The organism is Sphingomonas sp. PR090111-T3T-6A (assembly GCF_000383095.1).
Classification (GTDB): Bacteria; Pseudomonadota; Alphaproteobacteria; order Sphingomonadales; family Sphingomonadaceae; genus Solisphingomonas.
The window spans coordinates 109,695-123,114 of sequence record NZ_AORL01000010.1; the positions used below are offsets into that span (position 1 = coordinate 109,695).

The 13,420-nt window shown below is 68.0% G+C and carries 10 protein-coding genes; 7 read left to right on the forward strand and 3 right to left on the reverse strand.

Translation table 11 applies throughout. The features are described 5' to 3' along the window. Both ST3T6A_RS0103335 and ST3T6A_RS0103340 read right to left on the reverse strand, forming a co-directional pair. On the reverse strand, positions 1 to 411 hold the full coding sequence (locus ST3T6A_RS0103335; protein WP_019831474.1) for a PaaI family thioesterase: 411 nt from the start codon (positions 409 to 411) through the stop codon (positions 1 to 3). 4 nt (positions 412 to 415) lie between these two features. Beyond that, positions 416 to 865: a PaaI family thioesterase gene (locus ST3T6A_RS0103340; protein ID WP_026359384.1), complete on the reverse strand. Its 450-nt coding sequence runs from the start codon at positions 863 to 865 to the stop codon at positions 416 to 418. Between the two features lie 164 nt (positions 866 to 1,029). Here ST3T6A_RS0103340 and ST3T6A_RS0103345 point away from each other — a divergent pair, with 164 nt between their 5' ends. Both ST3T6A_RS0103345 and ST3T6A_RS0103350 read left to right on the forward strand, forming a co-directional pair. After that, positions 1,030 to 2,769, forward strand: a complete 1,740-nt coding sequence (locus tag ST3T6A_RS0103345; protein ID WP_019831476.1) for a DUF885 domain-containing protein — start codon at positions 1,030 to 1,032, stop codon at positions 2,767 to 2,769. Between the two features lie 19 nt (positions 2,770 to 2,788). Then, positions 2,789 to 4,195 carry an amino acid permease gene (locus tag ST3T6A_RS0103350; RefSeq protein WP_026359385.1) on the forward strand — a complete coding sequence of 469 codons (1,407 nt, stop codon included), beginning with the start codon at positions 2,789 to 2,791 and terminating at the stop codon, positions 4,193 to 4,195. A gap of 19 nt (positions 4,196 to 4,214) precedes the next feature. Here the strand turns inward: ST3T6A_RS0103350 and eda are convergent, their stop codons facing one another. Then, on the reverse strand, positions 4,215 to 4,829 hold the full coding sequence (eda, locus tag ST3T6A_RS0103355; protein ID WP_019831478.1) for a bifunctional 4-hydroxy-2-oxoglutarate aldolase/2-dehydro-3-deoxy-phosphogluconate aldolase: 615 nt from the start codon (positions 4,827 to 4,829) through the stop codon (positions 4,215 to 4,217). A gap of 250 nt (positions 4,830 to 5,079) precedes the next feature. Between eda and ST3T6A_RS0103360 the strand changes: the two genes are divergently transcribed. The 5 genes from ST3T6A_RS0103360 (at position 5,080) to ST3T6A_RS0103380 (ending at position 13,417) form a co-directional block, all read left to right on the forward strand. After that, positions 5,080 to 6,276, forward strand: a complete 1,197-nt coding sequence (locus ST3T6A_RS0103360; protein WP_019831479.1) for an efflux RND transporter periplasmic adaptor subunit — start codon at positions 5,080 to 5,082, stop codon at positions 6,274 to 6,276. 10 nt (positions 6,277 to 6,286) lie between these two features. Further along, complete coding sequence (locus ST3T6A_RS0103365) at positions 6,287 to 9,484, forward strand: efflux RND transporter permease subunit (RefSeq protein WP_019831480.1); 3,198 nt, start codon at positions 6,287 to 6,289, stop codon at positions 9,482 to 9,484. After that, complete coding sequence (locus ST3T6A_RS0103370) at positions 9,481 to 11,013, forward strand: efflux transporter outer membrane subunit (protein ID WP_019831481.1); 1,533 nt, start codon at positions 9,481 to 9,483, stop codon at positions 11,011 to 11,013. The genes ST3T6A_RS0103365 and ST3T6A_RS0103370 overlap by 4 nt, the downstream gene beginning before the upstream one ends. 122 nt (positions 11,014 to 11,135) lie before the next feature. Continuing rightward, positions 11,136 to 12,407 carry a thiamine pyrophosphate-dependent enzyme gene (locus tag ST3T6A_RS0103375; RefSeq protein ID WP_019831482.1) on the forward strand — a complete coding sequence of 424 codons (1,272 nt, stop codon included), beginning with the start codon at positions 11,136 to 11,138 and terminating at the stop codon, positions 12,405 to 12,407. 5 nt (positions 12,408 to 12,412) lie between these two features. Further along, positions 12,413 to 13,417 carry an alpha-ketoacid dehydrogenase subunit beta gene (locus ST3T6A_RS0103380; protein WP_026359386.1) on the forward strand — a complete coding sequence of 335 codons (1,005 nt, stop codon included), beginning with the start codon at positions 12,413 to 12,415 and terminating at the stop codon, positions 13,415 to 13,417. Positions 13,418 to 13,420: the final 3 nt, after the last annotated feature.

Consider the following 13,420-nt stretch of genomic DNA (forward strand, 5'->3'; position numbering starts at 1 on the left):
TCATTCTCCCTGAGGCGCGCGGCGCAGCATCAGCGTCATGCGCGCGGCTGCGATCGGGCGGGTGCGATCGTCCTGCCAGGCGAAGGCCTCGACATTGGCGATGCGGTTGCCCAGCCGCGCAATGGTGGCGGCGGCGAAGGTCAGCCGCTCGCGCCCGCCGCGCATGAAATCCACGGTGACGTTGATCGGCTTGACGCTGACGCCCGGCTCGGCGGCCAGCGCGTCGAGCACCGTGCCGACGGCGGCGATCTCCAGCAGGCCGGCGATAGCGCCGCCGTGGAGGAAGTGCGGGCGGCCGACCACGCGTGTCTCGAACGGCATCTGGAAGAGCGGCCCGCGATCCCCGTCGCGCTCGACGGTGATGCCGAGGAAGTGCGCGTAGGGCGGCAGCTTCGTCTCGCACACACCCATGCGCTCAGGCCTCGTCCGTCATCATGAAGGTGCCGGCGACATGCGCGATGGGGTCGGCCGGGTCGCCGTCATGCGCCATGCCGCGCACGAAGGCGACGCGGCGGGTGAGGCGATAGCATTCGCCGCGCCCGAAGACGGTCCGCCCCGGCGTCGCGGCGCGCAGATAGTCGATGCGCAGGTCCAGCGTCGCCTGCGGCTTGAATGCGCCGCGCTTGATCCAGACGGCGATGCTGGTCGCCATGTCCATCAGCGCGATGATCGGGCCGGAGGCGAGCACGCCGGTCTCCTCGTCGCCAATCAGGTCCTCGCGATAGTCGAGCGCCAGCTCCGACCAGTCCTCGCCATGCGCGACGAAGCGGGCGCCGAGCGCGCCATTATGGCCGAAGGCCGCGACCATGCGGGCGGCGGCGGCGGGGTCGAAGCCCTGGGCGGCGGGATGGACGGGGTCGGCCATGCGCTGCGATGGATAGCGGGCGTCCACGAGCCTCGCAATCGTGCAGGAGGGGAGGGTGGCACATATGTGACGCTGCCGGTCCGATCGTCCGGCGGGTGGTTGCGGCGGGCGGGGTCACCCGGCAGGGTGCCGGCCGACCCGCCTTTCCGATCCGGAGCTGCCTCATGCGTCGCGCTGCCCTGCTGTTGCTTCCCCTGCTCGCCGGCGCTGCGCCGCAGGACTGGAACGCTCGCTTCAAGGCGATCACATCCGACGAATATGCCTGGCGCCTGCACAGCTTCGCGCTGCCCGAGGGGGAGAGGGCCAAGCGCATCATGAGCGCCCATCTTCCCGACGTGTCGCTCGCCGCGCAGGCGGAGCGCACCGCCATGTGGGAGAAGGTGGAGGGCCAGCTCGCTACCATCCCGCAGGACCGGCTGACGCCCGAGAATCGCGTCAATTTCGCGGTCTACAAGGGCCAGATCGACGCGCTGCTCGCCGACCAGCGCTTCCGCGAATGGGAGAAGCCGGCCAATTCGGATTCGAGCTTCTGGGGCGATCTCTCGAGCGTCGACGACAAGCCGCTGCGCTCGGCGCAGGAATATCGCAACTTCATCTCCCAGCTCGGCGAGGTGCCGCGCTATTTCGACCAGCAGATCGCCAACATGAAGGCCGGCGAGGCGCGCGGCTTCACGCCGCCCCAGGTGACGCTGACCGGCCGGGACAGCTCGATCGCGATGGTCGCGAACGCGAAGACCGCCGAGGAGACGGGCTTCTGGGGTCCGTTCAAGACGATGCCGGCCAATATCCCGGCGGCCGAGCAGGAGGCGCTTCGCGCCGAGGCGCGTAAGGCGATCATGACGAGCGTGGTGCCGTCCTACGCCAAGCTGCTCACCTATTGGCGCGACGATTATGTCCCCCACGCCAACCCCGAGCTGGCGGCGGAGAAGCAACCGGGCGGCGAGGCCTATTACCGTTCCAAGATCCGCGAGTTCACGACGCTCGACCTGACGCCGGACCAGATCCACGCGATCGGCTTGCAGGAGGTCGCGTCGATCCATGCCGAGATGCTGGAGGTGATGAAGCAGGTCGGCTTCAAGGGCGATTTCCCGGCCTTCCTGACCTTCCTGCGCACCGATCCGCGCTTCTACGCCAAGACGCCGGACGAGCTGCTCAAGGACGCGGCGTGGATCGCCAAGACCTTCGACGGCAAGGCCGCCACCTATTTCGGCCATCTGCCGCGCCGCCGTTTCGCGATCATCCCCGTGCCGGCGGCGATTGCGCCCTTCTATACGGCGGGACGCGGCGGCGACGGCGTCTATCTGGTCAACACCCAGAATTTGCCCAGTCGCCCGCTCTATCAGTTGACCGCGCTGACGCTGCATGAAAGCGCGCCGGGCCACGCCTTCCAGATACCTCTCGCCGCCGAGGCGAAGGACCAGCCCGAGTATCGCTCCTCCGGTTATATCTCGGCCTATGGCGAGGGGTGGGCGCTCTATTGCGAGCGGCTGGGCGACGAGATGGGGATGTACGCCACGCCTTACGACAAGTTCGGGATGCTCTCCTACCAGATGTGGCGCGCCTCGCGGCTGGTGGTGGACACCGGCGTCCACCATCTCGGCTGGACGCGCGCGCAGGCGATCGCTTTCCTCCACGACAACACCGCGCTCTCCGATCATGAGATCGAGACGGAGGTGGATCGCTACATCTCGTGGCCGGGGCAGGCGCTCTCTTATTATCTCGGCGAGAAGACCATCCGCGATGCCCGCGCCAGGGCCGAGAAGGCGCTGGGGCCGAAGTTCAACATCCGCGCCTTCCACGACACGATCCTCGCGCTCGGATCGGTGCCGATGAGCGCGCTCAACGCCCGCGTCGACCAGTTCATTGCCGAAGGCGGCAAGGGGCCCTATCCGGACGAGGAATAAGAGATAAGAGAGGATAAGAATGTCGTTCTGGGGACCGTTGAAGTCGATCGAGGCGCCGCCCGCCGACGCCGCGCATAAGCTGCACCGCACGCTGGGCTGGCCGCATCTGGTGGCGCTCGGTGTCGGCGCGATCGTCGGCACCGGCATCCTGACGCTGACCGGCGTCGGCGCCGCGCTGGCGGGGCCGGGCGTCATCCTCTCCTTCCTGATCGCGGGCGCGGTCTGCGCGGCGGCGGCGCTGGCTTATGCCGAGTTGGCGGCGATGATTCCGCAGTCGGGCAGCGCCTACACTTACTCCTACGTCGCCGTGGGCGAGACGATCGCGTGGATCGTCGGCTGGAGCCTGATCCTCGAATATTCGGTGGTCTGCTCGACGGTGGCGGTCGGCTGGTCGGGCTATTTCACCGGCTTCATGGACGGCATCGGCTGGACCATCCCCAAGGCGCTCGCCGGAGGACCGGACGCAGGCGGACTCATCAACCTGCCGGCGGTGGGCATCATCGCGGTCGTGGCGGGGCTGCTGCTGGTCGGCACGCGCGAGTCGGCGACGCTGAACGCCTGCCTCGTGGCGCTCAAGATCGCGGCACTGGCGATGTTCGTGGCGGTGACGCTGCCGCATTTCGATGCGGCGAACTTCCATCCCTTCATGCCCGACGGCTTCTTCCAGCATCTCGGGCCGGACGGGACCAAGCGCGGCGTGATGGCGGCGGCGTCGATCATCTTCTTCGCCTTCTACGGCTTCGATGCCGTCTCGACGGCGGCCGAGGAGGCCAAGAATCCCGGCCGCGACATGACGATCGGCATCGTCGGATCGATGTTGGCCTGCGTGGTGATCTACATGGGCGTCGCGGCCTGCGCGATCGGCGCGGTGCCGGTGGCGAGCTTCGCCAACTCGGCTGAGCCGCTGGCGTTGGTGCTGCGCACGCTGGGCAGCGCGGGGACGGCCAAGATCTTCGGTGCGGTCGCCGTGGTGGCGCTGCCCACCGTCATCCTCGCCTTCCTGTTCGGCCAGACGCGCATCTTCTTCGTGATGGCCCGCGACCGACTGCTGCCGGAGCGCCTCGGCCGCGTGCATCCCAAGAGCGGCGTGCCGGTGGCGGTGACGATCGGGACGGCGATCATCGTCGCCATCATCGCGGCCTTCCTGCCGCTCGCCGAGATCGCGGCGCTGGCCAATGCGGGGACGCTCTGCGCCTTCGTGGCGGTGGGCGCGTCGATGCTGATCCTCAGGAAGCGCGAGCCGGGCCGGGAGCGGGCCTTCCGCACGCCGCTGGCGCCGCTGGTCGGCGCGGTGGCGATCCTGGGGTGCCTCTACCTGTTCTGGAACCTGCCGCTCGGCACGCAGGTCCGCTTCTTCGCGTGGAACGGGCTCGGGCTGCTGGTTTATTTCCTCTACGCGCGGCGGCGCAGCGTGGCGGCGGCCTGAGCCGCCGCCAGCCGGTCCGTCAGCCGCGGAGTTTGGAGGCGGCTTCCGCGCGCTGACGGATCGCCGCCTCGTCGATCGTGCCCGAGGGCACCAGCCACGAGCCGCCGACGCACAGGACCGCGTCCTCGGCCAGCCACTGCGGCGCCGTTTCCAGCGTGATGCCGCCGGTCGGGCAGAAGCGGGCGTCGCGGAACACCGAGGCATAGGCCTTGAGCGCCTTCAGCCCGCCGACCGCCTCGGCCGGGAAGAATTTGAAGCGATTGAGGCCGAGGTCCATGCCCGCCATGATGTCGGCCGGGTTGGCGACGCCGGGCAGGAAATCGATGTTCGCGGTCTGCGCGGCCCTGGTGAGCGGCACGGTGAGGCCCGGCGACACGATGAAGGTGGCGCCGGCTTCCTGTGCGGCGTGGAGCTGGCGCTCGTTCAGCACGGTGCCCGCGCCGACGATCGCGCCCGGCACCTTGGACATCTCACGGATCGCATCGAGCGCCACGGGGGTTCGCAGCGTCACTTCGAGCAGCGGCAGGCCACCGGCCACCAGCGCCTCGGCGATCGGGGCGGCATCCTCCAGCCGGTCGATCACCAGCACGGGGATCACGGGCGCCTTGCGCATCAGGGCATCGACATCGGCCATCGGGCACTTCCTCAGCAAGAATATGGGGCGCCGCCTGCCTAGCGATGTCATCCCGCAAGCGAAAGAGGGGGTGGCTAGGCAAGGCGATGGAGGGAGCGTAGGTTACGGCGCCGGCTCATTCCGGCCGGAAAGCGAACGGCCTTTCCGGGGGCGTTGTACCGAATCCCGGGCTATTGTACTGCTCGGTAACATTTGACTTGTGTGTGGAAAGCGACCGGCTAAATGTTGCGTCGCAATAAAGGGGACCTGGATGATCCGCACATCCACCGCGTTGGTCATGATCGCCCTCCTGGCCGGATGCTCAAAGGGGAATCAGGGGCCGAAAGGCCCGCCGACTCCGCACGTTTCCGTCGCCCAGCCGCTTCAGCGCGACGTGGTCGACTGGGACGAGTATATCGGCCGCTTCGAGGCGCCGCAGTCCGTCGACCTGCGCGCCCGCGTCACCGGCGTGGTGACGCAGATCCTGTTCCGCAACGGGCAGGACGTGAAGGAGGGGCAGCCGCTCTTCATCATCGATCCGCGTCCCTACAAGGCCGCCTATGATCAGGCCGTGGCGCAGGTGGCGAGTGCGCGCGCGACGCTGATCAACGCGCGGTCGGTGGCCGCCCGTTCGACCGAACTGGTCAAGGTGCAGGCGGTCTCCAAGGAGGAGCTGGAGAATAACGAGGCGGCCGTGCGCACCGCCGCCGCCAACCTCCAGGCTGCCGAGGCCAACACCTATAACGCCAGGCTCAACCTCGGTTTCACCACGGTCCGCGCTCCCGTGTCCGGTCGCGTGTCGGACAAGCGCGTGTCTCTGGGCGATCAGGTGATCAACGGGCAGACGCTGCTGACCACGGTGGTGTCGCTCGATCCGATCTGGTTCACCTTCGACGGCGCCGAGAGCTTCTACCTCAAATATCTGCGCGAGGCGCAGAAGGGGCTGCGCGATTCCTCGCGGAGCAAGGCCAACCCGGTCGACATCCAGCTTTCCGACGAGACGGGCTACAACTGGCATGGCCGGATGCAGTTCGTCGACAATGCCCTCGATCCGCAGACCGGCACGATTCGCGCCCATGCGGTGGTGGCGAACCCGAATCATTTCCTGACCCCCGGCATGTTCGGCCGCGCCCGGCTGCTCGGTTCGGGCACCTACAAGGCGCTGCTGGTGCCGGACGAGGCGATCACCGCCGATCAGGCGCGCAAGCTCGTCTTCGTGATGGCCCGCGACGGCACGGTGGCGCAGCGCGAGGTGGAGACGGGGCCGGAAGTGGAAGGCTTGCGCGCCATCCGCAACGGCATCGCGCCGACCGACCTCGTGCTGCTCGACGGCATCGCCCAGCTCGCGCCGGGCGCCAAGGTGGAGGCCAAGCGCACGGTCATCAAACCGCGCGCGCCCGATACCGGGCCGCAAATGCCGACGGTCACCACGCCGCAGCCGTCCTTCGCCACGCCGTCGGCCGGCTGAGGGCGCGGCGATGCGCTTCCCGCATTTCTTCATCGAGCGCCCGATCTTCGCGGCGGTCGTCTCGATCCTGATCGTCATCATCGGCGCGATCGCCTATCCGTCGCTGCCGGTCGGCCAGTATCCGGAGATCGCGCCGCCGACGGTGACGGTGAACGCCAGCTATCCGGGCGCCACCGCCGAGACGATGGCCGAGACGGTCGCCGTGCCGTTGGAGCAGCAGATCAACGGCGTCGAGAACATGATCTACATGTCCTCCTCGTCGATCGGCGACGGATCGCTGACGATCACGATCAGCTTCGCGCTGGGCACGGACATCAACGAAGCGCAGGTTCTGGTGCAGAACCGCGTGTCGGAAGCCGAGCCCCGTCTGCCCGACGAGACGCGATCGATCGGCGTGACGGTGCGCAAGGCGTCGCCGGACATCCTGATGGGCGTGGCCTTCTATTCGCCGGACAAGTCCCTCAGCCAGCAGTATATTTCCAACTATATCACGCTCCAGGTCAATGACCGGATCAAGCGCATCCAGGGCGTGGGCGACACGCGCCTCGTCGGCGGGCGCGATTTCTCGATGCGGATCTGGATCGATCCCGATCTCGCCGCCGCGCGCGACCTGACGGTGGACGAAGTGGCCGCCGCGGTCCGCGCGCAGAATGCGCAGGTCGCCGCCGGCTCGATCGGATCGCCGCCCTTCGGCATCAAGGGCAATGCCTTCCAGCTCGGCGTGCAGACACTGGGCCGGCTGACCTCGCCCGAGCAGTTCGGCGACATCATCCTCAAGCGCCGCGCCGATGGCGGCCTCACGCGGCTGCGCGACATCGCCCGCATCGAGCTGGGCGCGCAGGACTACACCACCAACGGCATCTTCAACGGCCAGGACGCGACCGTCCTGATCGTGACGCAGCTCCCCGGCTCCAACGCGCTGGCGACCGCGGACAAGGTGAAGGCGGCGCTGGCGGATGCGTCCAAGAGCTTCCCTGCCGGGATGGCCTACAACATCGGCTACCACCCGACCGACTATATCTCTGCGTCGATCGACGAGGTGGAGCACACGCTCTACATCGCGCTGGTCCTCGTGGCGCTGGTGGTGCTGCTGTTCCTCCAGAGCTGGCGCGCGGCGATCGTGCCGCTGATCGCGATCCCGATCTCGCTGGTGGGCAGCTTCGCCTTCATGGCGGGCTTCGGCTTCTCGCTGAACAATCTGTCGCTGTTCGGGCTGGTGCTCGCCATCGGCATCGTCGTCGACGACGCCATCGTCGTGATCGAGAATATCGAGCGCCTGATGGAGGAGGAGGGGCTCAGTCCCCGCGAGGCGGCGCACAAGACGATGGACGAGGTGTCCGGCGCGCTGATCGCCATCTGCCTCGTGCTGTGCGGCGTGTTTATCCCGACCGCCTTCATTCCGGGCATCTCGGGCCAGTTCTACAAGCAGTTCGCGCTGACCATCGTGTCGGCGACGGCGATCTCGGCCTTCGTATCGCTCACCTTGTCGCCTTCGCTCGCGGCGTTGCTGCTCAAGCATCGGCTCGATGAGGACCGGCAGGTGCGCGAAGGCTGGCGCGGCTGGCCGGCGCGCTTCGCCAACGGCTTCAACCATGGCTTCGAGCGGTTGTCCGATCGCTATGGCAAGCTGACCGGGCGGTTGGTGCGCAAGCTCGCGCTGGTCGGCATCGTCTATGTCGGGCTGATCCTGTTCGCGGTGTGGCGCTTCAACGCGACGCCGACCGGCTTCATCCCCGCGCAGGATCAGGGCTATCTGATCAGCGCCGTGCAGATGCCGCCGGGCACCTCGCTCGAGCGGACCACCCAGGTCATGCGCGGGGCGATCAAGATCGCCATGAGCCTGCCCGAGGCGCGCGACACCGTGGCCTTCGCCGGCTTCGACGGCGCGACCTTTACCAACGCTCCCAACACCGGCGTGATCTTCGTGCTGATGAAGGAGCAGAAGGACCGCAAGCTCACCGCCGACGAGTTCGCGGTGAAGCTGCGCAAGGCCTATGGCCAGATTACGGCGGGCAACATCCTCGTCATCCCGCCACCGCCCGTTCGCGGTATCGGCACCGGCGGCGGCTGGAAGATGGAGATCGAGGATCGCACCGGCGAAGGCTATGCGGCGCTCCAGAAGGCGGCCTTCGGGATGATGATGGCGGCCAACAAGGCGGAGGGCATCCAGGCGGCCTTCACCACCTTCAACATCCGCACGCCGCGCCTCTACGCCGATATCGACCGCGAGAAGGCCGAGCAGATCGGCGTGCCGGTGCAGAACATCTTCTCGACGCTCGGCACCTATCTCGGCTCGACCTATATCAACGACTTCAACTATCTCGGCCGCACCTGGCGCGTGACGGCGCAGGCCGATGCGCCCTTCCGCCAGCAGACCTCCGACGTCGAGCAGCTGCGCACCCGCGCCAGCAGCGGCGGCATGGTGCCGCTGGGCGCGGTGCTGACGATGAAGAACGATTCCGGCCCCTATCGCGTGGTCCGCTACAATCTCTATCCGGCGGCGGAGCTTCAGGGCGATACGGCGCGCGGCTATTCGTCGGGCCAGTCGCTGAAGACGATGGCCGGGCTGGCGGAGAAGATCCTGCCCAAGGGCATGACCTACGAATGGACGGACCTTGCCTTCCAGCAGGAGCAGGCGGGCAATACCGGCATCTTCGTGTTCGGTCTGGCCGTGCTGTTCGTCTTCCTGCTGCTGGCGGCCCAATATGAGAGCGTGATCCTGCCGCTGGCGGTGATCCTGATCGTGCCGATGTGCCTGCTGGCCGCGATCCTCGGCGTCGAGTTGATGGGGATGGACAACAACGTCCTCACCCAGATCGGTCTCGTCGTGCTGGTCGGCCTGGCGGCCAAGAACGCGATCCTGATCGTCGAGTTCGCGCGACAGGGCGAGGATGACGGCCTCTCCCACCGCGACGCGGCCGAGCGGGCGGCGCATCAGCGCCTGCGGCCCATCCTGATGACCTCGATCGCCTTCATCCTCGGCGTGCTGCCGCTGGTGATCTCCAACGGTCCGGGTTCGGAGATGCGCAAGGCGCTGGGCGTGGCGGTGTTCTTCGGGATGATCGGCGTGACGATGTTCGGCCTGCTCTTCACGCCGAGCTTCTATGTCATCACCAAGATGCTGGGCGAACGCGTGTCGGACTGGGCGAAGGGCCTGCGCTCGAGCCGCCAGAGCGGCGGAGCGGCGGCGGAAGGAGGCCTCTCATGAGCCGGGTGGCGATGCTGCGCGCGGCCGGCGCGCTGATCCCGGCGATGGCGCTGGCGGGATGCGCGGTCGGGCCCAACTATCACCGGCCCGCCGTGCAGGCCGATGCGACCCAGCCCTTCATGGAATCGCATTCCGGCCCGATGCTGTCGGGCGGGCCGCTGCCGGCCAAATGGTGGGAGATGTTCCAGGACCCGGTGCTCGACCGGCTGATCCAGGATGCCTTCACCTACAACACCGATATCCGGCAGGCGGCGGGCAACCTCCGCAAGGCGCGCGGCTTCCTGTCCGAGGCGCGGGCCGGGCGGTTGCCCAGCACCGAGCTTTCGGCGAGCTACCAGCGCGAGCGGATCGGGGCTGACTCCATCCAGAGCGGCGCGGGCACCGGCGCCGGTGCTGCCGGCGGGCCGAGCCATTTCGACTTCAATTATTACCAGGCCGGTTTCGACGCGAGCTACGAAGTCGACATCTTCGGCCGCGTGACCCGCTCGATCCAGGCGGCGCATCGCGATGCCGAGGCCGCCGCCGCCGAGCTGGACGGCGCGCGCATCTCGATCGCCGCGCAGGTGGCGCAGAGCTATGCCGACGCCTGTGGCTTCGCGGCGCAGGCCGATGTCGCACGCGAGACGGCCAAGCTCGAAGGCAATACCCGCGACCTGACGCAGCGCCTGCTCGATGCCGGTCGCGGCACGCGTCGCGACGTCGATCAGGCGGCCGTGCTGGTCGAGCAGGCCAATGCGCAGGTGCCGCAGCTCGAGGCCGAGCGCCGCGCCCAGCTCTACGCGCTCGCGGCGCTGACCGGGCGCCCGCCCGCCGAACTCGACGCCGATGCCGCCCAGTGCCGCGCCGTGCCCAAGGTGGCGACGGTGATCCCGGTCGGCGACGGCGCGACCCTGCTCGCCCGCCGCCCCGACGTCCGCGCGGCGGAGCGCACGCTGGCCGCCGACACGGCGAGGATCGGCATCGCGACGGCGCAGCTCTTCCCGTCGGTGACGCTGGCCGGTTCGGCGACGCTCGGCGCGCCGCATATCGGCGACATCGGCAAGTCGGCCTCGTTCGGCTATTCGCTCGGGCCGCTGATCTCGTGGACTTTCCCCAACATCGCCGTTGCGCGCGCGCGCATCCGGCAGGCGAAGGGGCAGGCCGACGCCTCGCTCGCCGCCTTCCAGGGCACGATCCTGACCGCGCTCAAGGAGACGGAACAGGCGCTGGCGCGCTATTCCGCGGCGCTGGAGCGCAACGAAGCACTGGCGCGCGCGTCGGCTGCGGCGGACGATGCCGCCAAGCTCTCGCGCATCCGCTTCGACACCGGCCGCGACAATTTCCTCGACCTGCTGGTCGCCGAGCAGAATCGCGCCGAGGCGCGGCAGGCGCTAGCCCAGTCCGAGACCAACGTGGCCGACTCGCAGGTGTCGCTGTTCAAGGCGCTGGGTGGCGGTTGGGAGGGCGCTCCGCCGGTCGCGCCGCCGCCCGGCACCCGGCCGCAGCAGGCTCTCACCTCGCCGCAGGATATTTCGCAACGCAGCAACTAGCATTCACATGCATGTAATATAATTGCGAAACCTCTTTCCACGCTCCTCGCCTGACGCTAGGGAGCGGACAAGGCCATCGCGGCGTTCATGCCGAACACGCGAGGGGCCTGAGGAGGATGAGGATGGCCGACGAGGCGGGCCGCAATCTGCGGTCGCTGACGCTCCATGTGCCCGAGCCGAAGTTCCGGCCGGGCGATGCCGTGTCGTTCGACGACATGGTCTTTCCCGAGGCTGGCAGCGTTGCGCGCCCCTCGGTCGATGCCGATCCCGCGACGATGCGCGATCTGCCCTTCACGCTGATCCGCGTGCTGGACAAGGATGGCAACGCGGTCGGTCCATGGAACCCGCGCCTGCCGGTCGAGCGCGTCAAGCGCATCCTGCGCGGCATGATGCTGACGCGGGCCTATGACGACCGCATGTTCCGCGCCCAGCGCCAGGGCAAGACCAGCTTCTACATGAAGTGCACCGGCGAGGAGGCCGTCGCGATAGGCGCTGTCGAGGCGCTGCACCGCGACGACATGTGCTTCCCGTCCTACCGCCAGCAGGGCCTGCTGATCGGGCGCGACTGGCCGCTGGTCGACATGATGTGCCAGGTCTATTCGAACGCGGGTGACCGGCTGAAGGGCCGCCAGCTTCCGATCATGTATTCGGCCAAGGAAGCGGGCTTCTTCTCGATCTCCGGCAACCTCGCCACGCAATATCCGCAGGCGGTGGGCTGGGCGATGGCGTCGGCCGCGAAGGGCGACACGCGCATCGCCGCAAGCTGGGTGGGCGAGGGCTCGACCGCCGAGGGCGACTTCCACGCCGCCTGCACCTTCGCGTCGGTCTATCGCGCGCCGGTGATCCTGAACGTCGTCAACAACCAGTGGGCGATCTCGTCCTTCGCAGGGTTCGCGGGCGGCGAGTCGACCACTTTCGCGGCGCGCGGCCTCGGCTATGGCATCGCGGCGCTGCGCATCGACGGCAATGATCCGCTGGCGGTCTATGCCGCGACCGAGTGGGCCGCCGAGCGCGCGCGCACCAACGCCGGCCCGACGCTGATCGAGCATTTCACCTATCGCGTCGAGGCGCACTCCACGTCGGACGATCCCTCGGCGTACCGCTCGGCGGAGGAGGCCAAGAACTTCCCGCTCGGCGATCCGATCCAGCGCCTCAAGGAGCATCTCATCAAGCTCGGCGAATGGGACGAGGCGAGCCATGACGCGCTCCAGGTCGAGCTGGCCGACATGGTCCGCGACGCCGGCCGCGAGGCGGAGAAGCTGGGCGTGCTGTCGGGCACCGGCTTCGTGCACAGCTTCGAGACGATGTTCGAGGACGTGTTCGCCGAGATGCCCGCGCACATCAAGGAACAGAGCGAGCAGATGGCCGAAGAGCGGAGGGTCGCCGGCGTATGACGACCATGAACATGATCCAGGCGATCAACTCGGCCATGGACGTCGCGATGGAGCGCGACTCCGGCGTGATGGTGATGGGCGAGGATGTCGGCTATTTCGGCGGCGTGTTCCGCGCGACGGCGGGCCTCCAGAAGAAATACGGCAAGACGCGCGTGTTCGACGCGCCGATCAACGAATGCGGCATCATCGGCGTCGCGGTGGGCATGGCGGCTTACGGCCTGCGTCCCGTGCCGGAGATCCAGTTCGCGGATTACATCTATCCGGGCATGGACCAGCTCATCTCCGAGGCCGCGCGTCTGCGCTATCGCTCGGCGGGCGAGTTCACCTGCCCGATCACGGTGCGTTCGCCCTTCGGCGGCGGCATCTTCGGCGGGCAGACGCACTCGCAGTCGCCCGAGGGCATCTTCACCCATGTCGCGGGCCTGAAGACGGTGATCCCGTCCAACCCCTATGACGCCAAGGGCCTCCTGATCGCGGCGATCGAAGACCCGGACCCGGTGATCTTCTTCGAGCCGAAGCGCATCTATAACGGACCGTTCGACGGCCATTATGACCGCCCGGTGCAACCCTGGTCCAAGCACGCCTCGTCGGAAGTGCCGGAGGGGCATTACACCGTGCCGCTCGGCAAGGCCGCCGTGGTGCGCGAGGGCGAGGCGGTGACGATCCTCTCCTATGGCACGATGGTCCATGTCGCGCTCGGCGTGGTGGCCGAGAGCGGCATCGACGCCGAGGTGATCGATCTGCGCACCCTGCTGCCGCTCGACATCGAGACGATCGCCGCCTCGGTCGAGAAGACCGGCCGCTGCGTGATCGTCCACGAGGCGACGCGCACCTCCGGCTTCGGCGCGGAGCTGTCGGCGCAGGTGCAGGAGCGCTGCTTCCATTTCCTGGAGGCGCCGATCGAGCGCGTCACGGGGTGGGACACGCCCTATCCCCACTCGCTGGAGTGGGCCTATTTTCCGGGGCCGGTGCGGCTCGGCGAAGCGCTCAAGCGCGTGATGAAGGATTGATCG

Coding starts and splice junctions, on each gene's coding strand:
- ST3T6A_RS0103340 (WP_026359384.1), bottom strand. CDS start 865: ATGGCCGACCCCGTCCATCCCGCCGCCCAGGGCTTCGACCCCGCCGCC.
- ST3T6A_RS0103365 (WP_019831480.1), top strand. CDS start 6,287: ATGCGCTTCCCGCATTTCTTCATCGAGCGCCCGATCTTCGCGGCGGTC.
- ST3T6A_RS0103380 (WP_026359386.1), top strand. CDS start 12,413: ATGAACATGATCCAGGCGATCAACTCGGCCATGGACGTCGCGATGGAG.
- ST3T6A_RS0103350 (WP_026359385.1), top strand. CDS start 2,789: ATGTCGTTCTGGGGACCGTTGAAGTCGATCGAGGCGCCGCCCGCCGAC.
- ST3T6A_RS0103360 (WP_019831479.1), top strand. CDS start 5,080: ATGATCCGCACATCCACCGCGTTGGTCATGATCGCCCTCCTGGCCGGA.
- ST3T6A_RS0103335 (WP_019831474.1), bottom strand. CDS start 411: ATGGGTGTGTGCGAGACGAAGCTGCCGCCCTACGCGCACTTCCTCGGC.
- eda (WP_019831478.1), bottom strand. CDS start 4,829: ATGGCCGATGTCGATGCCCTGATGCGCAAGGCGCCCGTGATCCCCGTG.
- ST3T6A_RS0103345 (WP_019831476.1), top strand. CDS start 1,030: ATGCGTCGCGCTGCCCTGCTGTTGCTTCCCCTGCTCGCCGGCGCTGCG.
- ST3T6A_RS0103375 (WP_019831482.1), top strand. CDS start 11,136: ATGGCCGACGAGGCGGGCCGCAATCTGCGGTCGCTGACGCTCCATGTG.
- ST3T6A_RS0103370 (WP_019831481.1), top strand. CDS start 9,481: ATGAGCCGGGTGGCGATGCTGCGCGCGGCCGGCGCGCTGATCCCGGCG.